The 22,398-nt window shown below is 63.5% G+C and carries 24 protein-coding genes and 1 tRNA gene; 10 read left to right on the top strand and 15 right to left on the bottom strand.

The window, feature by feature from the left end; all coding sequences use genetic code 11:
- Positions 1–169 precede the first annotated feature (169 nt).
- A complete protein-coding gene (locus ACVCMJ_RS04125; protein WP_447080179.1) occupies positions 170–601 on the top strand; it encodes a universal stress protein in 432 nt (143 codons plus the stop codon).
- Positions 602–673: 72 nt separating this feature from the next.
- On the opposite strand, the gene ACVCMJ_RS04120 is transcribed toward ACVCMJ_RS04125, so the two are convergent.
- From ACVCMJ_RS04120 to ACVCMJ_RS04110, 3 genes are all read right to left on the bottom strand, one after another.
- Positions 674–1,237 carry a YcbK family protein gene (locus ACVCMJ_RS04120; RefSeq protein ID WP_447080178.1) on the bottom strand — a complete coding sequence of 188 codons (564 nt, stop codon included), beginning with the start codon at positions 1,235–1,237 and terminating at the stop codon, positions 674–676.
- 64 nt (positions 1,238–1,301) lie between these two features.
- Complete coding sequence (locus tag ACVCMJ_RS04115; RefSeq protein ID WP_447080177.1) at positions 1,302–2,918, bottom strand: L,D-transpeptidase family protein; 1,617 nt, start codon at positions 2,916–2,918, stop codon at positions 1,302–1,304.
- Positions 2,919–3,141: 223 nt separating this feature from the next.
- Positions 3,142–3,217 (bottom strand) — tRNA-Ala (locus ACVCMJ_RS04110).
- A 135-nt stretch (positions 3,218–3,352) separates the two neighbouring features.
- Between ACVCMJ_RS04110 and argG the strand changes: the two genes are divergently transcribed.
- Positions 3,353–4,696: an argininosuccinate synthase gene (gene argG, locus ACVCMJ_RS04105; protein WP_447080176.1), complete on the top strand. Its 1,344-nt coding sequence runs from the start codon at positions 3,353–3,355 to the stop codon at positions 4,694–4,696.
- Positions 4,697–4,800: 104 nt separating this feature from the next.
- On the opposite strand, the gene ACVCMJ_RS04100 is transcribed toward argG, so the two are convergent.
- Positions 4,801–5,145: a DUF3579 domain-containing protein gene (locus tag ACVCMJ_RS04100; RefSeq protein WP_447080175.1), complete on the bottom strand. Its 345-nt coding sequence runs from the start codon at positions 5,143–5,145 to the stop codon at positions 4,801–4,803.
- 152 nt (positions 5,146–5,297) lie between these two features.
- On the opposite strand from ACVCMJ_RS04100, the gene argF reads away from it, so the two are divergent.
- A complete protein-coding gene (argF, locus tag ACVCMJ_RS04095; protein WP_447080174.1) occupies positions 5,298–6,239 on the top strand; it encodes an ornithine carbamoyltransferase in 942 nt (313 codons plus the stop codon).
- A gap of 126 nt (positions 6,240–6,365) precedes the next feature.
- Here argF and rpsT read toward each other — a convergent pair whose 3' ends face one another.
- The 9 genes from rpsT to ACVCMJ_RS04050 all read right to left on the bottom strand — a co-directional run bounded on the left by rpsT (position 6,366) and on the right by ACVCMJ_RS04050 (position 12,850).
- Positions 6,366–6,629 carry a 30S ribosomal protein S20 gene (gene rpsT, locus ACVCMJ_RS04090; protein WP_447080173.1) on the bottom strand — a complete coding sequence of 88 codons (264 nt, stop codon included), beginning with the start codon at positions 6,627–6,629 and terminating at the stop codon, positions 6,366–6,368.
- A 70-nt stretch (positions 6,630–6,699) separates the two neighbouring features.
- Positions 6,700–8,256 carry a murein biosynthesis integral membrane protein MurJ gene (gene murJ / locus ACVCMJ_RS04085; RefSeq protein ID WP_447080172.1) on the bottom strand — a complete coding sequence of 519 codons (1,557 nt, stop codon included), beginning with the start codon at positions 8,254–8,256 and terminating at the stop codon, positions 6,700–6,702.
- A 6-nt stretch (positions 8,257–8,262) separates the two neighbouring features.
- Positions 8,263–9,021 (bottom strand): 3-hydroxyacyl-CoA dehydrogenase, encoded by a 759-nt coding sequence (locus tag ACVCMJ_RS04080; RefSeq protein ID WP_447080171.1) that lies wholly within the window; start codon positions 9,019–9,021, stop codon positions 8,263–8,265.
- Between the two features lie 15 nt (positions 9,022–9,036).
- Positions 9,037–9,705: an adenylate kinase gene (gene adk, locus ACVCMJ_RS04075; RefSeq protein WP_447080170.1), complete on the bottom strand. Its 669-nt coding sequence runs from the start codon at positions 9,703–9,705 to the stop codon at positions 9,037–9,039.
- A gap of 73 nt (positions 9,706–9,778) precedes the next feature.
- Positions 9,779–10,558, bottom strand: coding sequence for a 3-deoxy-manno-octulosonate cytidylyltransferase (gene kdsB / locus ACVCMJ_RS04070; RefSeq protein ID WP_447080169.1), 780 nt, complete (start codon positions 10,556–10,558; stop codon positions 9,779–9,781).
- Positions 10,555–10,740 carry a Trm112 family protein gene (locus ACVCMJ_RS04065; RefSeq protein ID WP_447080168.1) on the bottom strand — a complete coding sequence of 62 codons (186 nt, stop codon included), beginning with the start codon at positions 10,738–10,740 and terminating at the stop codon, positions 10,555–10,557. The genes kdsB and ACVCMJ_RS04065 overlap by 4 nt, the downstream gene beginning before the upstream one ends.
- A 36-nt stretch (positions 10,741–10,776) precedes the next feature.
- Complete coding sequence (gene lpxK, locus ACVCMJ_RS04060) at positions 10,777–11,835, bottom strand: tetraacyldisaccharide 4'-kinase (protein ID WP_447080167.1); 1,059 nt, start codon at positions 11,833–11,835, stop codon at positions 10,777–10,779.
- The gene (locus ACVCMJ_RS04055; RefSeq protein WP_447080166.1) at positions 11,832–12,245 is read right to left on the bottom strand and encodes an ExbD/TolR family protein; all 414 of its coding nucleotides are present in this window, start codon (positions 12,243–12,245) and stop codon (positions 11,832–11,834) included. The genes lpxK and ACVCMJ_RS04055 overlap by 4 nt, the downstream gene beginning before the upstream one ends.
- Positions 12,242–12,850, bottom strand: coding sequence for a MotA/TolQ/ExbB proton channel family protein (locus ACVCMJ_RS04050; protein WP_447080165.1), 609 nt, complete (start codon positions 12,848–12,850; stop codon positions 12,242–12,244). Before ACVCMJ_RS04050 ends, ACVCMJ_RS04055 begins: the two co-directional genes overlap by 4 nt.
- Before the next feature lie 378 nt (positions 12,851–13,228).
- Between ACVCMJ_RS04050 and xseA the strand changes: the two genes are divergently transcribed.
- A complete protein-coding gene (gene xseA, locus ACVCMJ_RS04045) occupies positions 13,229–14,455 on the top strand; it encodes an exodeoxyribonuclease VII large subunit (RefSeq protein ID WP_447080164.1) in 1,227 nt (408 codons plus the stop codon).
- Between the two features lie 71 nt (positions 14,456–14,526).
- On the top strand, positions 14,527–15,105 hold the full coding sequence (locus ACVCMJ_RS04040; protein WP_447080163.1) for a superoxide dismutase: 579 nt from the start codon (positions 14,527–14,529) through the stop codon (positions 15,103–15,105).
- Between the two features lie 41 nt (positions 15,106–15,146).
- Here ACVCMJ_RS04040 and ACVCMJ_RS04035 read toward each other — a convergent pair whose 3' ends face one another.
- Positions 15,147–15,566 carry a DUF192 domain-containing protein gene (locus ACVCMJ_RS04035; RefSeq protein ID WP_447082668.1) on the bottom strand — a complete coding sequence of 140 codons (420 nt, stop codon included), beginning with the start codon at positions 15,564–15,566 and terminating at the stop codon, positions 15,147–15,149.
- Between the two features lie 107 nt (positions 15,567–15,673).
- Entirely contained in the window at positions 15,674–15,913 is a 240-nt protein-coding gene (locus ACVCMJ_RS04030) for a cold-shock protein (protein WP_447080162.1), read from the bottom strand.
- A 166-nt stretch (positions 15,914–16,079) separates the two neighbouring features.
- Here ACVCMJ_RS04030 and clpS point away from each other — a divergent pair, with 166 nt between their 5' ends.
- The 5 genes from clpS (at position 16,080) to ACVCMJ_RS04005 (ending at position 22,338) form a co-directional block, all read left to right on the top strand.
- Positions 16,080–16,403, top strand: coding sequence for an ATP-dependent Clp protease adapter ClpS (gene clpS / locus ACVCMJ_RS04025; protein ID WP_447080161.1), 324 nt, complete (start codon positions 16,080–16,082; stop codon positions 16,401–16,403).
- Between the two features lie 103 nt (positions 16,404–16,506).
- Complete coding sequence (gene clpA, locus ACVCMJ_RS04020; RefSeq protein ID WP_447080160.1) at positions 16,507–18,825, top strand: ATP-dependent Clp protease ATP-binding subunit ClpA; 2,319 nt, start codon at positions 16,507–16,509, stop codon at positions 18,823–18,825.
- Between the two features lie 146 nt (positions 18,826–18,971).
- A complete protein-coding gene (locus ACVCMJ_RS04015; protein WP_447080159.1) occupies positions 18,972–20,051 on the top strand; it encodes a paraquat-inducible protein A in 1,080 nt (359 codons plus the stop codon).
- Positions 20,044–21,705 carry a PqiB family protein gene (locus tag ACVCMJ_RS04010; protein WP_447080158.1) on the top strand — a complete coding sequence of 554 codons (1,662 nt, stop codon included), beginning with the start codon at positions 20,044–20,046 and terminating at the stop codon, positions 21,703–21,705. Before ACVCMJ_RS04015 ends, ACVCMJ_RS04010 begins: the two co-directional genes overlap by 8 nt.
- Positions 21,706–21,714: 9 nt before the next feature.
- Positions 21,715–22,338: a PqiC family protein gene (locus ACVCMJ_RS04005; protein ID WP_447080157.1), complete on the top strand. Its 624-nt coding sequence runs from the start codon at positions 21,715–21,717 to the stop codon at positions 22,336–22,338.
- The last annotated feature ends 60 nt before the right edge of the window (positions 22,339–22,398 follow it).

Here is a 22,398-nt window from a genome sequence, read left to right as displayed (position 1 = left end):
TGTCAGGGAGGCTTGGGCAGGCCTGACAGCGGCAGGCGCCAGTTCGGTTGGCTTGCGAGTTGATCTTCGTCAAAGGAATGACATAGGAAGGCGAAGGGAGTCCTCGGCGCGTCCGTTCCAGGGCTATGATCGTGCATGACACGGGCAGCCCCGCCTCCAGGAGAGTTTCTTGAATATCAATACCATTCTCGTCCCAGTAGATGGCTCCGCTTCCTCGTTGCGTGCGGTTGAATTCGCCATTCGGGCGGCCCAGGATCGCGACGATATCACTCTGCATGTCCTGACGGTACAGGCCCCGATCATCTCGGGCAACGTCAAGCGATTCATCTCGGGTGAAATTATCGATGACTATTACCAGGATGAGGGGCGCCAGGCGTTGCGGATTGCCGAGACCATGCTGGGAAAGTCCGGGGTGGCCTACCAGACGCACATCGCGATCGGTCCGATTGCGGAAACCATCCATGGCTTTGCCAAAGAGAATGGATGCGGGCAGATCGCCATGGGCACGCGAGGACTGGGCTCTGTTGCGGGGCTGTTTCTGGGCTCGGTTGCGACCAAGGTGCTGAGCTTGGTCGACGTTCCCGTCACATTGGTGAAATAAGCCCGGCATGAATCAAGAGGTCAACGAGCGCGTTTCGTTTGCGTGGAACCGTAACACGAAAGCGTGGGAGCGTTAGCCGCGCCAAGTGCGCACGCGGCCGGTATCGACGTGCACGAAATTGCTGCCTGGATAATAGCCCACGCCGCCCGCTTTGAGCGCAAGAGCGGCGTCGCGCAGCTCCATGAGTGGAACGCCGGGAAGGCGCAGATCGATTGCCTTTCCATCCACATGCAGACTGTGCCGGGCAACGCCGCCGCCTCGCGTGGTGCGCAACCGCTCGTTGGTTTCCGGGGAGCGGTAGCCTGAAATGATTTCATACGGCGTATGCACCTTCAGCGCCGCGCGCAGCGAGTACATGATGTCGTAGAGGCCGGCGTCCATCCTGCCGATGTGTCCGGAGTAGTGATCGCGCAGAAAGTGGTTAAGATCGGTAAGCGCCTTTGGCACATATCGGGTACCCACCGCGTAGATCAGCTGGATTTTTTCGCGTGTGTGGGTGTTGTCCATCGCCAGATTCCTGGACGAGGACGTGGTTTGAAAGGTGGCCCGCGCGATTGTGGGCAGAGTGCCCAGGACGGCCAAGCCCGAGGCAGCCGAGAGAAAACGTCGGCGTGCGGCGCTGGGAGGAGTCGCCATTGGGAATACCGAAAAATGTGGATGCCCAGTGCGCGGCGCGAGATGGTACGTGTTGCCGCAACCGTCAGTGGGCGAGACCGACATTGCGCAGCGCGCGCTCAAGGCGTGCATCCTGCTGATAGATGTCGGGGTAAAAATACACTTTACCACCGTTTTTGACAACGGCTGTACTGTAGGCGATCAGAACGGGTATGGGTTGCTCGAGCCTTATGGTGCGTGATTGACCGCCTTTCATAGCCTCTTCTATCCGGTTTTCCGGCCATTGGGGGTTGCCGTGCAACACAAAGAGGGCGAGTTGCGCCGGGGACTCGATGCGGATGCAGCCATGGCTGAAGTCCCGGCGCACGCGTGAAAACAGCTCTGGCGCCGGGGTATGGTGAAGGTAGATGTTCTGATCGTTCGGGAAGATAAATTTGATGTCCCCCAGGGCATTACGTGGACCCGGGCGTTGCCGTATCCGCCAGTCCCCCCGCTGGACTTTGTCGATGGCCTCGCTGCTCAGCGAACTCACTATCTTGCCGTCCTGGGTGACAAACTCGAACCCCTGTTGTGCAAAGTACCCCGGGTCGCGGCGTAGCTTCGGCAATGTTTCGCCACGCGCGATTGATCGGGGTACATTCCAATAGGGACTGAATTCGATGAAACGCATGTCTTCCAGGAAAATGGGCGTGCGCGTATCCAGTGCCCGACCCACGATCACCCGCATCTCGAGGTCAAGCTCGACGCGATTGCCCTGAGTTTCGTAGGCGCGCAACACGAACTCGGGAATGTTCACCACAATCATGCGCTGGCCATAGAGCAGCGGCGTCCAGCGCAGACGTTCAAGCGTCAGCGCCATCTGCTTTGCGCGCTGCGCCGGAGTGACTTCAAGTTGGGCCACGGTCATGGGCCCGATCACGCCATCTCTATCCAGTCCGTGGCGGATCTGGAAGCGCTGGACCGCATCGACCAATTCGCCTTCATAGAGTGCAGGAATGATTGCGGAGGAGGGCAGATCGCCCAGCGCACGCAGGCGCGCGGCCAGGGTGGCAAGCCCTGTGTATGCATCGCCTGGCTTGAGTCCGCGGGCGGGCAATGCGGGAAGTGCTCTCTGCCAAGCGGGGGGCAGGCCCATGGCACGGTATGCATTCATGATCGCGCGCAAGGGTTCGTACATGGGCACTTTGGGCATCGCATCGTTCAGGGCCTGCGCGAGGTCGCCAGCGATGCGGGCGTTGGCGATGATGCTCCTGGGGTCGAACGTCGCCGGGGGCGGGACCTTGAAGTGATGTTGAAGGACGTCGGGGTTCAGTCGGCCCTGGTGCAGGTCGCGCAGATACCGGACCAGTGCCTCGGTGAGCTGGTCGTCGAGCCTGCCGGCTATCATGGCGGGCTCTGCGCGGTTGTGGGCAGCCTGCTGAAAGGCTTGCGAGATTTCCGCGACGTGGTAATCCTGCGGGTTCAGGCCCTGCGCCTTCGCATCGGCAAGTGTTTGGAGGGCAAGGAGCGCGTCTGCTCCCGGCCTGCCGCGCTCGAACCACGATGGCATGGGTGCATCTGATGATTGCGCGCCCTCGAAGAGGTCGGGATTGGCGACGTTGACGCCCGGGACCATAAGCGGAGCTTCCGCGTCAGCACGGTGCAAGGCGGAAACTCCGCCTGGTGTCTGGGCGCCGGATGAAAAGGTGACAAGCGCCAGCATGGCGCTACACAGCGCTGTGAATAGGGTTGGCCCCCGGTTTGACGGCGTCATGGGCTTTTCGTGGGTGATCGATGATTCATTGTCCCATAGCCATGCACCGCCTCACATGAAACAGCGGATAGGTGTACGTCTTCCCGGGGAGGCCTGGAAATGGCGACGTAGCCGGCAACAATTGGGCCACCCGTTCAGGTGGCCCAATTGTGCGGAAATCCGCATGAATATCTGGTGGAGACGAGGAGGATCGAACTCCCGACCTTCGCATTGCGAACGCGACGCTCTCCCAGCTGAGCTACGTCCCCGAAAGAGCAGCATTCTAGCATAGAAAATTCCAGCCAGCGGCGCCTTGCCGGCGAGAACCGAGGCGTGGGGCAGGGTGCCCTTCGCTGCGGCGATATAATGCCAGATTGTCTTTTCTCTGGCTATTTCGGAGCCCCATGAGCACAACCATACTCGAGAACCTGCCGGTCGGGCAGAAAGTCGGCATTGCCTTTTCCGGTGGCCTGGATACCAGTGCGGCGCTGCTGTGGATGAAGAACAACGGGGCGCTGCCCTATGCGTACACGGCCAATCTGGGGCAGCCCGATGAGGCCGATTACGACGAAATCCCTCGCAAGGCGCTGCGTTACGGGGCCAAGGGCGCGCGCCTGGTCGACTGTCGGGCCCAACTCGTCTCCGAGGGGATCGCTGCGCTGCAATGCAACGCCTTCCATGTCTCTACCGCCGGGGTGACCTACTTCAACACCACGCCGCTGGGGCGCGCCGTGACGGGCACCATGCTGGTGTCGGCCATGCGCGAAGACGACGTGCACATCTGGGGCGACGGCAGCACATTCAAGGGCAACGACATCGAGCGTTTCTATCGCTACGGGCTGCTGACCAATCCTGATCTCAAGATCTACAAGCCATGGCTGGACCAGCGCTTCATTGATGAATTGGGCGGGCGCGCGGAGATGTCCGTGTACCTGCAGGAAAACGGCTTCGACTACAAGATGTCGAAGGAGAAGGCCTACTCCACGGACTCCAACATGCTGGGCGCGACCCACGAGGCCAAGGACTTGGAACATCTGAATTCCGGCATCCATATCGTGGACCCCATCATGGGCGTGGCATTCTGGAAGCAGGCGACCGATGTCAAGGGCGAAGAGGTCACTGTCCGGTTCCACGAGGGACAGCCCGTGGCGCTCAACGGCGTCGAGTTTTCGGATCCGGTCGCGCTCATGCTGGAGGCCAATCGTATCGGTGGGCGCCATGGGCTGGGCATGAGCGACCAGATCGAGAATCGCATCATCGAGGCCAAGAGCCGCGGCGTGTACGAGGCGCCGGGCATGGCGTTGCTGCACATCGCCTACGAGCGGCTGGTGACCGGCATCCACAACGAGGACACCATCGAGCAGTACCGCATCAACGGCATCCGGCTGGGCCGCCTGCTCTATCAGGGCCGCTGGTTCGACCCGCAGGCCATCATGTTGCGTGAGACCGCGCAGCGCTGGGTCGCACGTGCCATTACGGGCGAGGTCGCACTGGAACTGCGCCGAGGCAACGACTATTCCATTCTGGATACCCGTTCACCCAATCTGACCTATCACCCGGAGCGCCTGACCATGGAGAAGGGTGAATCCATGTTTTCGCCGCTTGACCGCATCGGCCAGTTGACCATGCGCAATCTGGACATCGTGGATACGCGCGAGAAGCTGTTCACCTATACCCAGGTGGGGCTGCTGTCCAAGACCGGCCCGTCGGATATTCCGCAGCTCAAGCGGGACACCCCGAAGGATTGATTGGCGAGTGGCGACGGCCACGCAGGTACGGCGGACAACCTTCGGTCCGCCCGCCGTGCAGCACGGCCGGGGACATGCGGCGGGGCGATATCAGAAAGGAAAGGTCAGGGCGTTGGGGCGGATGCGGCACCGTCCCCGGTGGCGTCCTGCGCCGATTCATCCTGGCTCACGTCTGTGGTCTTCAGGCGATTGCTTTCGGCGAAGTCGCAAGCGAATTTCCAGGCCAGCGGCTCGAGCTGGCGCAGGCGATGGTCGACCAGAACGCAGGGCACGCCCTCTACGACTCGCGGCGTGGCGTAGGGCGAATAGGCAAATGGGTTATGGGTCGAGCCCGCCGGTTTGAATTGGGACAGCACGCCAGCCAGTCGCTCCGCCCAGTCACTGGGCCGGAATCGTTGGCCCTCCAGGGTCCTACCGTGGATGATCAAATGCTGGACAGGGTGGCTCATGTTGTTTCCAAAGGCGGGATGCACCCGGAATCGCCGTGTGGGCTCCTCCGAGGCTGGTGCACGTCTTCCCCTTCGCCGCGCATTGTATCCGATCGAGGTTTTGCGTGCGCCCTGGGCGCACGGTAAGATGAACGTTTTACACAGGGTTTCTCATGTCCAGCGCCAACGCTACCGGGCCTTTGCGGCATTTCCTGCAATTGCGTGATTTTTCCGAAGACGAGATCCATTACGTCATCGAACGCGCACGGCTCATCAAGGACAAGTTCAAGCGCTATCTGCCCCATCACACGCTGCACGACCGGAACCTCGCCATGGTGTTCGAGAAGGCCAGCACGCGCACGCGGGTGTCATTCGAGGCAGGCATGTATCAGTTGGGCGGATCGGTCATCTACTTGACCACCCAGGGATCCCAGTTGGGCCGCTCGGAACCGATCGAGGACACCGCGCGGGTGATTTCGCGCATGGTGGATCTGGTGATGATCCGGACTTTCGAGCAGACCCGCATCGAGCGCTTTGCGGCCCATTCCCGAGTACCGGTCATCAATGGCCTGACCAACGAATACCATCCGTGCCAGATTCTGGCCGATATCCTGACCTTTGTCGAACACCGCGGTCCCATTCGCGGCAAGACCGTGGCCTGGATCGGCGATGCCAACAACATGTCCTACACGTGGATCCAGGCTGCCGAATTGATGGGCTTCACGCTGCATGTGTCGGGGCCGGTCGGCTACAAGCTCGATCCCTTGCGGGTAGGGCCGCTGCCCGCTTCCGTGGTGCGTGAATTCGATGACCCGACCGATGCCTGCAGAGGTGCGGATCTCGTCACGACGGACGTCTGGACCAGCATGGGCTACGAGGCCGAGAACGAGGCCCGCCGGCTGGCCTTTGCCGACTGGTCGGTGGACGGGCGCCTGATGGCGGCCGCTCATCCCGATGCGATCTTCATGCATTGCCTGCCTGCGCACCGCGGGGAAGAGGTCACCGGCGAAGTCATTGACGGGCCCCAAAGCGTGGTCTGGGACGAAGCTGAAAACCGACTGCACGTGCAGAAGGCGCTGATGGAGTTCCTGCTGCTGGGGCGGCAGGGCGCCTGAGGCGCCACGTGCGTCCGCTGGCGGCTTCGCCGCTCGGCGCCGGGTACGGAAGACGGGCGGCTGATGGTGGTCAATGAAAAAGGACGCGCGAGGCGTCCTTTTTTCAGTTCAAGCCGCTCCCGATGATCAGGCAATGGCCTTGATCGCAGCCGACAGGCGGCTCTTGTGACGCGCGGCTTTGTTCTTGTGGATGATCTGCTTGTCGGCCACACGGTCGATCACGCTGCTGGCCTGCTTGAAGACGTCATTGGCGGCAGCCTTGTCGCCGGCGTCCACTGCCTGGCGCACGCGTTTGATCGCAGTGCGCAGCATAGAGCGCATGCTGGCGTTATGTTTGTTGTGGGCAACGGCCTGACGGGCGCGTTTACGAGCTTGTGCAGAATTGGCCATAGAGTGCTATTCGTTAACCTTGGTTGGAAACGGTCGCTTGAACTGAGAAGCAAAGACAAAAGATTCTATCTTAGGTCTGCCTGCGTGTAAAGTCTCTAGGCCGAAAACCGAATAAAAACAAGGTGCTGAAGTAAGCCAGTCCGGCGGCCAGCAGTACCGCCAGCAGCCATGCGACCCGCTCGCCCGGGTGATGTCCGAGCGCAATCCAGTCCAGATGGCGCTGCGCCCAGACGAGTACCAGCCCCAAGGCTGCCAGGGACGGCACGATGCGCATCACGAATCGCGTCCAGCCGGGTAGCGGGACGTACAGGCCGCGCCGGCGCAGAAGGATCACCAGGCAGAGTGCGTTGGCGGTGGCTCCCAGGCCGATCGACAGAGCGAGACCCGCATGGGCGAACCATGGGACCAGCACCACGTTCATGAGCTGGGTGAACGCGAGGACGGCGATGGCAATCTTCACCGGGGTACGGATGTCCTGTTTGGCATAGAAGCCGGGGGCCAGGATCTTGATGGCCAGAAGGCCCAGCAAGCCCACGGAGTAGGCCATGACGGCCAGGCGTGTCTGGGCCACGTCGCGCGCGGCGAAGGCGCCGTAGTTGAACAGCGTGGCAACCAGCCCGTCGGAAAGCAGGGCCATGCCCAGCGCCGCCGGCAGCCCCAGCAGCAGGACCAGGCGGAGTCCCCAGTCGAGCAGGGCGTTGTAGCGGGCCTGATCCTGGCTGGCGTGGGCGGCTGACAGGCTGGGGAGCAGGACGGTCCCCAGCGCTACGCCCAGCAGGGCGGTGGGAAACTCCATGAGCCTGTCGGCAAAGGACAGCCACGTGACGCTGCCGGGAGCCAGCCAGGTGGCAATGTTGGTGTTGATGAGCAGCGAGAGCTGGGCGACCGAAACCCCCAGTGTAGCCGGCAGCATCTGGCGCAGGATCCGGCGCACGGTGGGATCGTGCCAGGCGGTCCGCAGCCCGTCGCCCCAGCGCGGCAGCAGACCCAGCCCGCCGAGCGCGAGCCATTGCACGGAGAGCTGCAGTACGCCACCTATCATGACGCCTGCCGCGAGGGCGTGGATGGGCTGCGACAAGTGAGGCGCCAGCCACAGGCTGGCGCCTATCATGGCCAGGTTCAGCAGGATCGGCGTGACGGCCGGGACCGCGAAGCGGCTGAATGTATTCAGAACGCCCGAGGCAAACGCCACCATCGACATGCAGATGATGTAGGGAAACATCAGTCGCGTCATCCAGACTGCTTCCCGGAACTCATGGGCGCGCGAAGCCTCCCGCATGCCAGTGGCCATGGCGGTCACCACCCAGGACGCGCCCAGGATACCCAGCAGCGTCACCAGGCAGAGCGATGCGAACAGCACGAGCGCCACGCGGTCCAGCAGGCGCCTGAGGGCGGCGTGGTTGCCGCGCTGGCGCACTTCGCCCAGGATGGGAACGAAGGCTTGGGAGAAAGCGCCCTCTGCGAACAGGCGTCGCAATAGGTTCGGAATGCGGAACGCGACCCAGAAGGCGTCGGTGAGCGGCCCAGCCCCAAACACCCCTGCGATGAGCACGTCGCGCACCATGCCGGTGACGCGGGAAAACAGGGTCAGGCCGCTGATCGTGGCCGCCGATCGCAGCAGACTCATGCGGCCTTATCTGGGAGCCATGCGGATGGCCCCGTCCAGGCGAATGGTTTCACCGTTGAGCATCTCGTTGTCGAGGATGCTGAGCACCAGCTTGGCGTAGTCTTCGGGGCGCCCGAGACGGGATGGAAATGGCACGCTGGCGGCCAGCGAGTTCTGTACGTCCTGAGGCATGCCGAACAACATGGGCGTGGCGAAGATGCCGGGGGCAATGGTCATGCAGCGGATCCCCAGCTTTGACAGGTCGCGCGCGATCGCCAGCGTCATACCGACGATGCCCGCCTTGGAGGCTGCGTAGGCCGCCTGGCCGATCTGTCCGTCGTAGGCCGCAACGGACGCCGTATTGATCAGCACGCCTCTTTCCCCCGAGGATTGCGGCGGGTTGTCCGCCATGGCCTGCGCCGCCAAGCGCGCCATATTGAAGCTGCCCACCAGGTTGATATCGATCACACGCCTGAAGAGCGCCAGGTCGTGCGGTCCGTGTTTTCCCACGGTGCGCGAGGCCGGTGCGATGCCGGCACAATTCACCAGTCCCCACAACGGACCCTGGGCGAGCGCGGCATCGACGGCCGTCTGTGCGTCGGCCTCCGCCGTCACGTCGCAGCGAACGTAGGTGCCGCCGAGCTCCCGGGCCAGTGCCTGTCCCGCTTCGTCCTGGATGTCGGCCAGGACAACCCGCGCGCCGTGAGCGACCAGCGCGCGGGCTGTGCCGGCCCCGAGTCCCGAGGCGCCGCCCGTGATGATGAACTGCTTGTCCCGGATGTCCATTGTGTCGAGTTTCAGTCAGGCGGTGTGATAGGAGCGCAGGATATCGAGGATGCGTGCACGGATTTCGTCCACGGTGCCCACGCCCGATATTTTGGCGTAGTGAGGCGCATCCTGATCGCCGGTAGCGGCCCAGCTCGAGTAATAATCCACGAGCGGGCGCGTCTGGTCGCGATAGACCGCCAGGCGGTGGCGCACGGTGTCTTCGTGATCGTCCGCCCGCTGGATCAGCGGTTCGCCGGTCTCGTCGTCCAGCCCCTCGCGTTTGGGCGGGTTGAAGCGGATGTGATAGGTGCGGCCGCTGGCGACGTGGATCCGCCGCCCGCTCATGCGTTCGATGATCTGTTCTTCGGGAACGGCAATTTCGATGACGTAGTCCAGGGTGATGTGGGCTGTCTTCAGGGCATCGGCCTGGGGGATCGTGCGCGGGAAACCATCGAACAGGTAGCCGCGCTTGCAGTCGGGTTGCTGCAGCCGGTCGCGCACCAGTCCGATGATGATGTCGTCGGAAACCAGTCCGCCGCCGTCCATGATCTTTTTCGCCTCTATCCCCAGAGGAGTCTGCGCCTTGACGGCTGCGCGCAGCATGTCACCGGTCGAGATCTGTGGGATCCCGAAGGCCTCAGTAATGAATGCGGCTTGCGTGCCTTTGCCCGCCCCTGGGGGGCCCAGCAGAATCAAACGCATGATTTCCTCCGAAAGATGCTCATTTTTGAAATTTTTTCCGATTATGCCGCAAGGCCGCCGCCCCTGCATGGCATCAGGTCGAATGCCGGGCCTCTCCGTCCCGGAATAGTGCCCGAACACGGGCCAGGTCATTGGCCGTGTCCACGCCGAGTGCCGGCGTGGATGCGGCCTGATGCACCACGATTCGAAATCCCTGCTCGAGTGCGCGCAACTGCTCCAGGGATTCCACCTTCTCCAGTGCGCCTGATGGTAGCGTGGGGAACAGCCGCAGAAAGCCGGCGCGATAGGCGTAGAGCCCGATGTGATGCCAGGCGGGCAATCCCGGGGCCAGCCGTTGCCGACCGTCCGCAAGCGCGTTGCGGTGCCACGGAATGGGCGCCCGCGAAAAGTACAGTGCCTGGCCGCGCGCGTCACAGACGACCTTGACCGCGTTGGGATCAAAGAGCGTGTCCGGATCGTGGATCGGGCTTGCACAGGTGGCAATGGCCGCGTCGGGATGTTGCATCAGCAGCGCGGCGACGGCATCGATGAGCGTGGGGTCGATCAGCGGTTCGTCGCCCTGCACGTTCACGACGATGGCATCGTTCCCCAGCCCCAGCGTGGTGGCGACTTCGGCCAGGCGATCCGTGCCGGTCGGATGATCGGTGCGCGTGAGCAGAGCCTCGATGCCGTGCTGGCGCGCGGCCTGCGCGATGGCTTCGTGGTCGGTGGCGATCAGTACCCGGGTCGCGCCCGAACGGCCCGCCTGGCGAGCCGTACGCACGACCATGGGCAACCCTCCGATATCCAGCAGCGGCTTGCCCGGCAGCCGGGTCGAACCGGCGCGCGCCGGGATGACGACGACGAAGCTCATGCCTCGTGCGCGGATGCGGGATCCAGGGATCTGGCCTCGTCGGGCAGCATGACCGGGACGCCGTCGCGGATGGGGTACGCCAGCCTGTCCGCGGAGCAGCAGAGTTCCTGGTGTTCGCGGTCGAAGCGCAGCGGCCCCTTGCACACGGGGCACACGAGAATCTGCAGCAGGCGGTTTTCCATGGACGGGGCGTCGCAGTCAGTGGCAAAGCCCACAGTTTAATGCCTGCCGCCCGGCTTGTGGGCACTGTGTTCGAGGCCGCGCAGCGTTTCCCGGAGACTGTCCAGCCAGGAGGGGTTATCGAATGCCGGCCTGGCCTGCACGACCCATAGCCTGGGGTCGTGTGGGGCGGCGCATTTGACGGCGTCCTTGGGGGTGATCAGGATGGGCCCGTCGGGCCAGGACTGGAGTTGCGTGGCGGTCAGGCGGCCGTGGTCAGCCAGCCGTAGCGTGCGCGAAAGCACCAGACCGGCCGCTTCCAGCATGTCGAAAAACCGTTCTGGATGCCCGATAGCGGCCGCCGCGCTGCAAGGTCGACCGGCGTGCTTCTCGAACCATTCGGGCCAACCCATTCGGGTTCCCGTCGACAACTGGGTCAAGCTTTGTGGCAGCAGCCTCATGGTGACCCGTCTTTGCCCCGGCCCTTCATGTCCGGTCGCCCGGTCCGCAGCGCCCAGGTTCGTGATCACCCAGTCGGCTCGTTCCAGTCGCGCGGCCGGTTCACGCAGCGGACCGGCCGGCAACAACCGGCCATTGCCCGTGCCACGGCGGTCCTGCACGATGATTTCCAGGTCGCGCGCCAGCGCCCGGTGCTGGAGTCCATCGTCGGCAATCAGGACGTCGATTTCGGGATGGGCTTCCAGCAGCGTACGGGCTGCCAGGGCGCGCCGGGGGTGCACGCCTACCGGCACGCCGGTGGATTGATGCAGCAGGGCGGGTTCGTCTCCCAGGTACTGCGCTGAAGAGTCCTCGTCGCTCAGATGCGGGCCCGTGCCGATGCGGGCGCCGTATCCTCTGCTCACCAGCCCGGGACGCCAGCCGTGGTCCTGCAGGGCCGCGCAGACGGCGGTGCAGACTGGGGTCTTGCCGGTGCCACCCACGAGAATATTGCCAACAACGATGACGGGGACCGGCGCTCTCCATGCGGTGCGCGCCTGGGCGCGCATGTGCCATTCGGTGATCCGGCCGTAGACCCACGCCAGCGGGAGCAGGAGCGTGCTGAGAACGCCGCGCCGGTCCCAGAGGCGGAGCATGAAGTCCTCGGCCGCGCGGCTCATGGCCGGGTCTGCGTCAGGAAGTGCACACGGGCGATATGGGCCAGTCGAGCGGCCTGCAGCGCACGGACCACCGACGCATGGGTCGCAAGCGCATCGGCGTCGATCCGCAGTGCCGCCCCGGGCCGGGCCTGTTCCGCTCGCCGCAGCGCCTCTGCAAGGCTCTCGTCCGTGTCGGCGTCCACGTAGTTGTTGTCCAGCGCGTAGAGGCCGTCCCGGCTGATCGCGAGTGTCAGCACGGGGATCTGGTCGGGGGCATCGGCGCTCGCCTGCGGCAACGAGATGTCGAGCTGGCGCTGCTGGCTGAACGACGTCGAGGCAGCCAGGAAGATCAGGATCACGAGAAGCACATCGATGAGAGGGATCAGGTTGATCTCGGGGTCCTCATGCCCGGCATCGTGACGGAAGTTCATGATGGGCGGTGCCGGCTGATGAGGCGGTTCAGTGTTCCAGCCTCGCGTTCCATGGTGTGCAGGAAGTAGTCGACGCGGGAGCGGAAGTACCGATGAAAGGCCAGCGCAGGCACCGCAATCAGGATGCCGAATCCCGTGTTGTACAGCGCGATCGAGATTCCGTGCGCCAGGAGGCTGGGGTCCCCGCTGTTAGGGGTATACGCGCCGAAGATCTCGATCATGCCGACCACGGTACCGAACAGTCCCAATAGTGGGGCGATGACCGAGATTGTGGCCAGGGCGGGAAGATAGCGGTTCAGGCGCCACGAAATGTCGCGTCCGGTTTCTTCGATCGCCGACAGGCGCCAGGCATCGTCCTGCTGGCGCTGGACGGCGACTTCCGCCAGGATGCGCCCCATCGGGCTGCGCCGGGCGAGCCGCAGGATGGCGTCGGGCTCGTCCTGCTGGCGGCGCATGAGTTCGAGCACCTGCTCGGGCAGTCCCGGCGGCATGACTTGGCCGGTTCGCAGCGCGAGGAAACGTTCTATGATGATGGCCAGTGTGATGACTGAGGTGGCGACGAGCAGCCAGATGGGCCAGCCGGCCGCTTGGATGATATCCAGCACGATCCAGTTCCTTTGTGAGCGGTGCCGCGTTGAGGCGAAGCCCTATTCTAAAGCGACTGGGCCAGTGTTCGGGGTTCGCCGGGGCGCCTTTTGCGGCGCCGTTTTGGCGTCCATATGGTGGAAGTCCGTGGCGGGATTGGGTTTTCTCGGGGTATCCACAATTTCTGTGGATAATTCTGTGCACAAGACCGGCAAAGCGCATGATCCATGCCATCCAGCAGTCGATTGGCTATTTTTTGCACACCTCGAGGTTTCTGTAAATAATCATATAAATCAGTACGTTGCGACTTTTTTTTAATGTGAATTTCGATGTGTTGCGCCGACAGGCCGGAAAATAGGCGGGTTTGACAACGCGAGGCTTTCTGTGGATAGGTTTCAATGAGTTTTGTCCCGCAAAGCCCTTTGGGGTGCGGCGAAGCGACGTCCGAGGAGGTGTTGAGCGTGTCTGCGCTCAATCGCCGCGTGGCGGACGTGCTGGGATCTTCGATTCCGCGCCTGTGGGTCGCTGGAGAGGTCTCCAATTTCACGCGGGCGGCATCCGGCCACTGGTACTTTTCCATCAAGGACGACGCGGCGGCCGTGCGCGCCGTCATGTTCCGCGGGCGCGCCCAAACCGTCGGCTTTGTGCCCAGCGCGGGGGATCGTTTCGAGTTTCGCGTACAGGTGTCCCTCTACGAGCCCAGAGGAGACTATCAGGTACAGGTCGAGGCCATGCGCCGCGCCGGCCGCGGCGACCTGCATGAGGCCTTCCTCAAGTTACGGGACCGTCTGGTCCGCGAGGGGCTCATCGACGCTGCCCGCCGCCGGCCGCTGCCGGCCATGCCCCGCGCCGTGGGCGTCATCACTTCGCTCGCGGCAGCGGCGCTCCAGGATGTGCTCTCGGTCATGGCACGGCGCGCCCCGCACGTGCGTGTCGTCATCTACCCGGCGCAGGTCCAGGGCCGTGAGGCCGCCGGCCAGTTGTGTGCCGCATTGGATGCGGCACTGGACCGCGCCGAGGTCGACACGCTGCTGCTGGTGCGCGGCGGCGGCAGTCTCGAGGACTTGTGGTGCTTCAATGACGAGGTGCTGGCGCGCCGTATGGCGGCAAGCCCCATCCCCATCATCAGCGGCGTGGGCCACGAGACCGATTTCACCATCGCGGATTTCGTGGCCGACCTGCGCGCGCCGACGCCCACGGCGGCTGCGGAGCTGTGCTGTGCGCCCCGTGATCAGGCGCGCAGTCAGGTTCAGGCACTCGTCGAGAGGCTGGCCCGCGCCCAGCAGCGCCGCCTGGAACAGGCCGCACTGCGACTCGACAGGGCAGCGGCCCAACTCGTCTCCCCGGCCCAGCATGTACGGCTTCGCGGGCAGCGCCTGCAATGGGCGGCGCAGCAGTTGCAGTCCGGCTTCCAGCACCGGTTGCGCACGCAGTCGCAGCGCCTGCGGGCGGTACTGGGTACCTTGCAGGTCCTGGACCCCCGGGGCGTCCTTCAGCGAGGGTATGCCATCGTCCACCGAGCTGACGGGTCCATCGCCAAAAATGCGTTAGACTTGGAGGCGGAGGAACCGCTGGATATCGAATTGGCACAGGGCCGGACCATGGCCCGGGTCGTTCGACCCTAAGGCATGTTCCAGGCGTGGGCCCTTCGGGGCCGTCGCCTTTCAGTTCGTTCAATGCTTTTGAAGGAAATGTTATGGCTTTTACTCTGCCGCCGCTTCCCTACGCGCTGGATGCGCTTGCCCCGCATATTTCGAAGGAAACGCTGGAATACCACTATGGCAAACACCATGCGGGCTACGTCGCGAAGTTGAACAAGGCCATCGAAGGCACCGAGCTCGCTTCGCTCAGTCTGGAAGACGTGATCCGTAAATCCACCGGCGGCGTTTTCAATAACGCGGCCCAGGTCTGGAACCACACTTTCTACTGGAACTGCATGTCGCCCAATGGCGGGGGCGAGCCCAACGGTGCGCTGCGCAAGGCTCTGGAAGCCAAATGGGGGAGCGTCGACGCCTTCAAGAAAGCGTTCTCGGACGACGCCGGCGCCAACTTCGGTTCTGGCTGGACGTGGCTGGTGAAGAAACCCGACGGGTCGCTGGACATCGTCAACACCAGCAACGCTGGCACCACCGTCAACACCAACAACAAAGCGCTGCTGACCTGTGACGTGTGGGAACACGCCTACTACATCGATTACCGCAATGCGCGTCCCACGTATCTGGAGCACTTCTGGAAACTGGTGAACTGGGACTTCGCGGCGTCCAATCTGGGCTGATCGCGTTCCCACCTTCCGGGCCCGCCGCCGGGCGGGCCTTTTTATTGTGGCTGCGCGGCGGCCGGCATGGGCGGGATGCCTTGAACGGAATCGCCCACCTGAATCCCTGTGCGGGCGAACCAGCCTTGGGCCATCTCCAGTGCGGTGGTGATGGCGCTGGGGGGGCAGTGGGGCGTGAGGCTGAGGGGCTGCATGTCCTGGATCGAGACGATCCTGCCGCGCTCGTCAATAAAGGCGATCGATAGCGGGAGGAGGGTATTCTTCATCCAGAAGCAATACAGGTCGTCGGGCGGCCCGAGCATGAACAACATCCCGCTGTCCGCAGCGAGGTGCGTACGGTCCATCAGGCCGTCGCGCATGCGACCGGGCGTATCGGCCAGTTCGGCGCGTACGGTGTGCCCGCCGACTTCCAGCGGAATGGCCGGAAGCGGCGGCTGCGCTCCCGCCGGCGCGCCCAGCATACCCAGCACGAAGATCAGTGCTGTCAGCCGGAGGGCCGGTCGCCGACGACAAAATGCAGGGCGCCAACCGGGCCCTGCATCGCGGTAAAATCGCAAATGTGTCCTGCTCAGGCAGCCGTGATATTCAGGGCCTGTTTGCCTTTGGGCCCCTGCGCGATGTCGAACAGAACCTTTTGACCCTCTTTCAGAGTCTTGAAGCCGTTCATCTGAATCGATGAAAAATGCGCGAAAAGGTCTTCCCCCCCGTTGTCGGGAGTAATGAAGCCAAAGCCTTTGGCATCATTGAACCACTTAACCGTCCCGGTCAATTTCTGTGACGCTTCGGTACTTTCGATGGATTCCGACATGCAAACTGCCTCTCTCGACTATAGTGTAGGGTTCATACGTCCCCGGCCATCAGAGTTGACGACCGTAGGAATACGGTGATCATGCTGAATCTGATGTCGTTCAGTCAACTATGGAAACTACTAGGAAAGTCGCTGGCGATAAAGGCCACTTCCCTGTTTTTGATGCATGCCGACCGTCATTCAGACCCAGCGTGAACTGAGCAGCGAAACAACGCCGGTGCGTTTGGCGCCGCCGCCGATGTATCGGGTCATATTGCTCAACGACGACTATACGCCCATGGATTTCGTGGTCCGTGTGCTGGAAGTCGTCTTTCACAAGAATGGAGCCGAAGCGGAGCGCATCATGCTCGAGGTCCATCATCAGGGGCGTGGCGTGTGCGGCATCTATACTCGCGACGTGGCGGCAACCCGCGTCGACAGGGTGTTGCGCATGGCGCACGCCGACCAGCATCCCCTGCAGTGTTTGATGGAACCTGTTCCGGTTCCGTGAGTCTTACCCGGCGGGTAATCCCTGTGGGGAACCCGGTGGCCATTTAGTCATAGAATAGAAGCAACGGATTGGTTCATCCGCTCCGATATGCAATGGAGGAAGCGTGATTTCCGAAGAGCTTGAAGTCAGCCTGCATATGGCGTTCGTTGAAGCCCGCGCGGCACGGCACGAATTCATTACCGTCGAGCACTTGCTCCTGTCCTTGCTGGATAACGCGTCGGCGGTGGAGGTCTTGCGCGCTTGCGGCGCGGACGTCGAGTCGCTGCGCCAGGATCTGCGCAAATTCATTGCAGAGAACACGCCCGTATTCCCGGGCGAGGGCGAGGTCGACACACAGCCCACGCTCGGTTTTCAGCGTGTCATCCAGCGTGCCATCATGCACGTGTCATCCAACGGTTCCAGCAAGGCCGCCGTCACGGGAGCCAATGTGCTGGTGGCCATGTACGGCGAGAAGGACTCCCACGCGGTGTACTTCCTGGTCCAGCAAAGCGTCTCGCGGCTGGACGTGGTCAATTTTCTGTCGCATGGCATCACCAAGGCGCCCGAGGAACCCTCCGTGCCCGATGGCTCTCGCCAGGAGCCACCCGCGGCCGATCCCAAGATCGAGCAGCAGAAGTCGGCGCTGGAAACTTACGCCACCGACCTGAATGCGGAGGCCCTGAAGGGCAACATCGATCCGCTCATCGGCCGCGAGGACGAGGTGGAGCGCGTCATCCAGGTCCTGTGCCGCCGGCGGAAGAACAATCCGCTGCTGGTCGGAGAGGCCGGCGTGGGCAAGACGGCCATCGCAGAGGGCCTGGCGTGGCGCATCACACAGGGCGACGTGCCCGATGTCTTGCATGGCACGCAGGTCTATGCGCTGGACATGGGGGCGTTGCTGGCCGGCACCAAATATCGGGGCGACTTCGAACAGCGCCTGAAACTGGTCTTGAAGTCGCTGCGGGACAACCGCCAGGCGATTCTTTTCATCGACGAGATCCACACCCTGATCGGGGCAGGCTCTGCTTCGGGCGGGACGCTGGACGCTTCCAACCTGCTCAAGCCGGCGCTGTCCTCGGGGCAGCTCAAGTGCATCGGCGCCACCACCTATACCGAGTACCGAGGCATTTTCGAAAAGGACCACGCGCTGGCGCGGCGTTTTCAGAAGATCGATGTGCCTGAACCGTCGGTGGAGCAGACCATTCAGATCTTGCGCGGCCTGAAGGCCCGCTTCGAGGCTCACCATCAGGTGCGTTTCTCCGGCGCGGCGATTACGGCGGCGGCTGAACTGGCGGCGCGCCACATCAGCGATCGCTTTCTGCCGGACAAGGCCATCGACGTGATCGACGAGGCGGGCGCCGCGCAACGGCTGCTTCCGAGGTCGCGCCAGAAAAAACTCATCGGACGCGCGGAAATCCAGGCCACGGTCGCGCGCATTGCGCGCATTCCACCGCAAAACGTCTCTACCGACGACCGCCATCGGCTTGCGACGCTTGAGCGGGACTTGAAGGCGGTGGTCTTTGGTCAGGACAAGGCTATTTCGGCGCTGGCTGCTTCGATCAAGATGGCGCGCTCTGGCTTGGGACGGCCTGACAAGCCCATCGGCTGCTTCCTGTTTTCGGGACCGACCGGCGTGGGCAAGACCGAAGTCGCGCGCCAGTTGGCTTTCGTGCTTGGAATCGAACTGCTGCGTTTCGATATGTCCGAATACATGGAGCGACACACCGTTTCCCGGCTGATCGGTGCGCCTCCCGGGTATGTCGGGTTCGATCAGGGCGGGTTGCTGACCGAAGCCGTTGCCAAGCAGCCGCATTGCGTGCTGTTGCTCGACGAGATCGAAAAGGCCCACCCCGACGTCTACAACATCCTGCTGCAAGTCATGGATCATGGGACGCTCACCGACAACAATGGCCGCAAGACGGACTTCCGCAATGTGATCCTGGTCATGACCACGAACGCCGGCGCGGACACCCTCAACCGCAACGCCATCGGGTTCGCGACGACGGTGCACACGGGCGACGAGATGGCCGAGATCAGGCGTCTGTTCACGCCGGAGTTCCGCAACCGGCTGGATGCCATCATCGGTTTTGCGGCATTGCCGCGCGAAGTCATCATGCAGGTGGTGGACAAATTCCTGATGCAACTCGAAGATCAGCTTCACGAGAAGCGGGTCGAAGTCATCTTCACGCAGGCGCTGCGGGATTATCTCGCCCGCGAAGGCTTCGATCCGGCCATGGGCGCGCGCCCCATGCAGCGGCTGATTCAGGACACCATTCGCCGTGCACTGGCCGACGAATTGCTGTTCGGTCGGCTGACTCATGGTGGACCGGTTGAGGTCGATCTTGACGCCCAGGGCCAGGTGGTGCTGAATTTTCCGGATGCCTCCGCCGACCGCGGGGCTGTCCCCGCGCCGTCGCGCCCTGAGCCCGAGCTCGTGGATTGATGCGGGGCGGGCCTCTGATCGCCTGCGTGCACTGCGGTACCCTGCACCGCCGGGCGCCAGTGGCGCCCGGCGGTCGTGCTCTGTGCCGTTGCTGCCATGCCGAGCTTTATCGACGGGGCTGGCTTTCCCCCGACCAGTGGTATGCGATGGCGTGGGCGACCCTCGTCGTCTTCGTCCTGGCTCAGGCCTTTCCGCTTGCGGATATCTCGGTTCAGGGCGTGGACCTTCAGGTGACCTTCTGGGGGGCGCTCCGTCTGGCATGGGACCGGGGCTATTACGGTGTGTCGATTCTGACGGGGCTGGTGGGATTCTGGTTTCCCCTGATCTGTATCGTGCTCACGCTTCGCGGCATGGAACTCATCCTGTCCCAGGTCGGTACCGGCTCGCTGGCCCGGGCGCTGCGCTGGTTGGAGTGGCTGACGCCCTGGTCCATGGCGTCGGTGCTGGTGCTGGCCATGCTGGTCGCATTCGTGAAGCTGGCGGGGCTTGCCCATGTAGAGGGGGGCCCGGGGCTGTATGCGTTCTTCGTGCTGATCTTCCTGCTGGCCGGACTGGGGCGCTGGGATGCGCCGGCGCTCTGGCGTCTGGCCGAAGATGGGGGCGGTGTCATCGTGTCCGGCTCGCACGGGACCGGCTCGGTCTGTGATCGCTGTGGGTTCGTCCAGGCACCACAGGCGACGGGACGCTGCCTGCGTTGCGGTTCGCGCATTCCGCACTCTGCCGTTCAACACCGGGGCGAGGTCTGGGCCCTGGTGGTGGCAGCCGTCATCTTTTATATTCCTGCCAACGTTCTGCCGGTGATGCAGGTACAGACGTTCCTGGGAAGCAGCGAGCACACGATTCTGGGTGGTGTGGTCGAACTCTGGCGCGCGGGTTCGTGGGATCTGGCCGTGATCGTATTTGTCGCGAGCGTACTGGTTCCCCTGACCAAGTTGCTCGCGTTGGCCTCGCTGCTGCTTCGCGAACATTCCGGGGGCGGCGCCCCCGAGCAACGCCGGCGGACGCGTCTTTATGCCGCTGTGGAACGTATCGGGCAGTGGTCCATGCTGGATGTCTTCGTGGTGGTGCTGCTGGCCGCCATGGCGAACTTCCAGGGCTTGACGCGGGTCGTGATCGGGCCCGCCGCGCTGAACTTCGGCATGGTCGTGATCCTCACCGTGGCCGCCACCCTGCGCTATGATCCCCGCCGCGGATGGGATCCATTACGGGAGCCGATCGATGACTGAAGAAGAGCGCCCGGAAGGCCCTGCGGAGCCCGCTTCGCCGCCGGGGCCGATTCTTGTTCCCGGTCGAGGCCTGCATTGGTCCTGGGTGTGGCTGGTGCCGCTGCTGGCGCTGGCCGTCGGGGTGTCGCTGGTCGCCTCGGTCTGGATTCGTACCGGTCCGGTGATCACGATCAGTTTTCCGACGGCGGCGGGTCTGTCCGTCGGACAGACGAAGCTGCGCTATCGCAATGTCGATATCGGCGAGGTCAGGGACATCCGAGTGGCGCCGGACCGGCAGGAGGTATTGGTCGATGTGCAGCTCAAGCGTGAGGGTGCCGACTACATCACCCAAAAGGGCTCCAAATTCTGGGTAGTGCGCCCGCAGGTGAGTTTGGCCGGGGTCTCCGGGCTGAATACCCTGATCTCGGGGGAGTACCTGAGCGTGGATGCACCCACTCGTGTGGAGGGTCCCCCGGTCTACGAGTTTCAGGGGCTGGAAAACCAGCCCGAGGTGCTCAGCGGTCAAGGCGGCAGCCGCTACACGCTCCACGCCGATGACCTGGGGTCGCTCTCGGTGGGCTCTCGCGTCTATTACCGGCGTGTCGAGGTGGGGCGCGTGGTGAGCTACGCCATGGCCGATGATGGACGGTCCGTGCAGATACAGGTGTTCGTGCGCAAGCCCTATGATCGTTATGTGACTCCCGATACGCGGTTCTGGAATAGCAGCGGGGTGGACATGTCGGTCTCGCCCGACGGCGTGCGGGTGCGTACCGGTGGGTTGTCGGCCATTCTGAATGGCGGCGTGGCCTTTGCCCAGGCGGATGAATCGGCCTCCTATGACGGAGTGGCGGACACGACGCCCGCAAAGCCGGGCAGCGTCTACACACTGTTTGAGACCCGCGACGAGGCTCTTGCTGATCCGGATGGCAAGGCTTCACCCATCGAGTTGCATTTTGATCAGTCGGTCCGCGGGTTGCGGGTCGGCGCCGCAGTCGACTTTCGCGGTCTGGCGATCGGCAAGGTCGTCGACATTGACGTCGAGTACGACGCGGGTCGACGGCGCTTTTATGTCCGGGTGAGAGCGCTGATCTACCCGATGCGCTTCAGCGATGCCTATCGGGCGCTGGTGCGGTCCGAACATGGCAAAGAAGGCGCCGCTCTGCTGGAACCTCTGATCCAGCACGGTCTGCGGGCCCAGTTGCGCTCGGCCAGCCTTCTGACCGGGCAGCAATACGTCGCGATGGACTTCTTCCCCAACGAGAAAACCGTACCCCCGGGCGAGGCTGCCACCACCCAGGGTTACCTGGTACCCACGGTCCCGGGAGATTTCGACCGCCTGCAGGGTCAGTTGGCCAGCATCGTGACAAAACTGGACCGCGTTCCGCTGGACCAGATCGGGCAGGAATTGCAAGGCAACCTGGAGAGTTTGAAATCACTGTTGCAGCGCCTCGATGGCCAGGTGGCCCCTCAGGCCGCCCGGACGCTGCGCTCGGCGCAGCGCTCCCTGGATCGGGTCGGGCAGACACTGGATCCGAATGCGCCCCTCCTGGCCGGCATGCAGGGAACCTTGCAGGAGCTGGACCGCGCCGCCCGCGCCCTGAGGGTGCTGGCCAATGCCTTGCAGGCGCACCCGGAGACCCTGCTGCGCGGACATGCGACCGATCAATTGCACTAGGAGACCTTCATGATACGCACAGCCTGGGCGGCGTTCGGGGTGATGGCGCTGATGGCGGGGTGCGCGGCTCCGGCCATCCACTATTACAGCCTGGCCTCTTCCGCGCTCGGGTCCACGCCAGAAGTCCCGGCTTCGCGGCCAACGTACGGCCTTCGCCTGCAGGTGTCGGAGGTGCCGGCCGAAGTGGATCGGATGCAGCTTGTCGTCCGCGACCCCGCATCGGGTCCGTCGGTTCAGGTGCTCAATCAATCCCTATGGTCCGCGCCGTTGCGCGACCAGATTCAGGAGCGGCTGTCCGGGTCGGTGGCCGGCGCGCTGGGCGTGCCGGATCTGAATCGGATGCCGGGCATGGCAGGCCTTCGGGCGCGTACCGTGACCGTGCGCGTGACGCGTTTTGACCTCGTGTGGGACGAGCGCGCCGTGCTTGAGGCCGACTGGACGGACCATGGTCCTGGCGCGTCGGCGCCCCGGTTGTGCCGCGCGGGGGTTTCCCTGTCGGTCGGTGCCGGGATGGCGGCGCTGGTCGACGGCCAGCGCCGGGCGTTGCAGTCGCTGGGCCGCCTGATAGCCGGCCAGGGGTCCACGCCGGGTTCCACCGGCATCCCAGGGGTTCAATATTCAGGTTGCACCTGATAAGATAACGGGTTAACCATAATGGAAGGGTTGGGTACAACCCGGTAGCATACCCTTCGG

The sequence above is a fragment of the Castellaniella sp. UC4447_H14 genome (genome assembly GCF_052978285.1).
The sequence above is the reverse complement of the archived record's forward strand: the minus strand, read 5'-3'. Positions and strand labels throughout refer to the sequence as shown.

Bases quoted from the DNA above. Each gene is read 5' to 3' on its own strand.
- kdsB (WP_447080169.1), bottom strand. From the start codon at position 10,558: ATGAGCTTCGTCGTCGTCATCCCGGCGCGCGCCGGTTCGACCCGGCTG.
- rpsT (WP_447080173.1), bottom strand. From the start codon at position 6,629: ATGGCCAATTCTGCACAAGCTCGTAAACGCGCCCGTCAGGCCGTTGCC.
- ACVCMJ_RS04040 (WP_447080163.1), top strand. From the start codon at position 14,527: ATGGCTTTTACTCTGCCGCCGCTTCCCTACGCGCTGGATGCGCTTGCC.
- adk (WP_447080170.1), bottom strand. From the start codon at position 9,705: ATGCGTTTGATTCTGCTGGGCCCCCCAGGGGCGGGCAAAGGCACGCAA.
- argF (WP_447080174.1), top strand. From the start codon at position 5,298: ATGTCCAGCGCCAACGCTACCGGGCCTTTGCGGCATTTCCTGCAATTG.
- ACVCMJ_RS04035 (WP_447082668.1), bottom strand. From the start codon at position 15,566: ATGCTGGGCGCGCCGGCGGGAGCGCAGCCGCCGCTTCCGGCCATTCCG.
- lpxK (WP_447080167.1), bottom strand. From the start codon at position 11,835: ATGAGCCGCGCGGCCGAGGACTTCATGCTCCGCCTCTGGGACCGGCGC.
- murJ (WP_447080172.1), bottom strand. From the start codon at position 8,256: ATGAGTCTGCTGCGATCGGCGGCCACGATCAGCGGCCTGACCCTGTTT.
- argG (WP_447080176.1), top strand. From the start codon at position 3,353: ATGAGCACAACCATACTCGAGAACCTGCCGGTCGGGCAGAAAGTCGGC.
- xseA (WP_447080164.1), top strand. From the start codon at position 13,229: ATGAGTTTTGTCCCGCAAAGCCCTTTGGGGTGCGGCGAAGCGACGTCC.
- ACVCMJ_RS04100 (WP_447080175.1), bottom strand. From the start codon at position 5,145: ATGAGCCACCCTGTCCAGCATTTGATCATCCACGGTAGGACCCTGGAG.
- ACVCMJ_RS04080 (WP_447080171.1), bottom strand. From the start codon at position 9,021: ATGGACATCCGGGACAAGCAGTTCATCATCACGGGCGGCGCCTCGGGA.
- clpS (WP_447080161.1), top strand. From the start codon at position 16,080: ATGCCGACCGTCATTCAGACCCAGCGTGAACTGAGCAGCGAAACAACG.
- ACVCMJ_RS04120 (WP_447080178.1), bottom strand. From the start codon at position 1,237: ATGGCGACTCCTCCCAGCGCCGCACGCCGACGTTTTCTCTCGGCTGCC.
- ACVCMJ_RS04055 (WP_447080166.1), bottom strand. From the start codon at position 12,245: ATGAACTTCCGTCACGATGCCGGGCATGAGGACCCCGAGATCAACCTG.
- ACVCMJ_RS04115 (WP_447080177.1), bottom strand. From the start codon at position 2,918: ATGCTGGCGCTTGTCACCTTTTCATCCGGCGCCCAGACACCAGGCGGA.
- ACVCMJ_RS04015 (WP_447080159.1), top strand. From the start codon at position 18,972: ATGGCGTGGGCGACCCTCGTCGTCTTCGTCCTGGCTCAGGCCTTTCCG.
- ACVCMJ_RS04005 (WP_447080157.1), top strand. From the start codon at position 21,715: ATGATACGCACAGCCTGGGCGGCGTTCGGGGTGATGGCGCTGATGGCG.
- ACVCMJ_RS04065 (WP_447080168.1), bottom strand. From the start codon at position 10,740: ATGGAAAACCGCCTGCTGCAGATTCTCGTGTGCCCCGTGTGCAAGGGG.
- ACVCMJ_RS04030 (WP_447080162.1), bottom strand. From the start codon at position 15,913: ATGTCGGAATCCATCGAAAGTACCGAAGCGTCACAGAAATTGACCGGG.
- ACVCMJ_RS04010 (WP_447080158.1), top strand. From the start codon at position 20,044: ATGACTGAAGAAGAGCGCCCGGAAGGCCCTGCGGAGCCCGCTTCGCCG.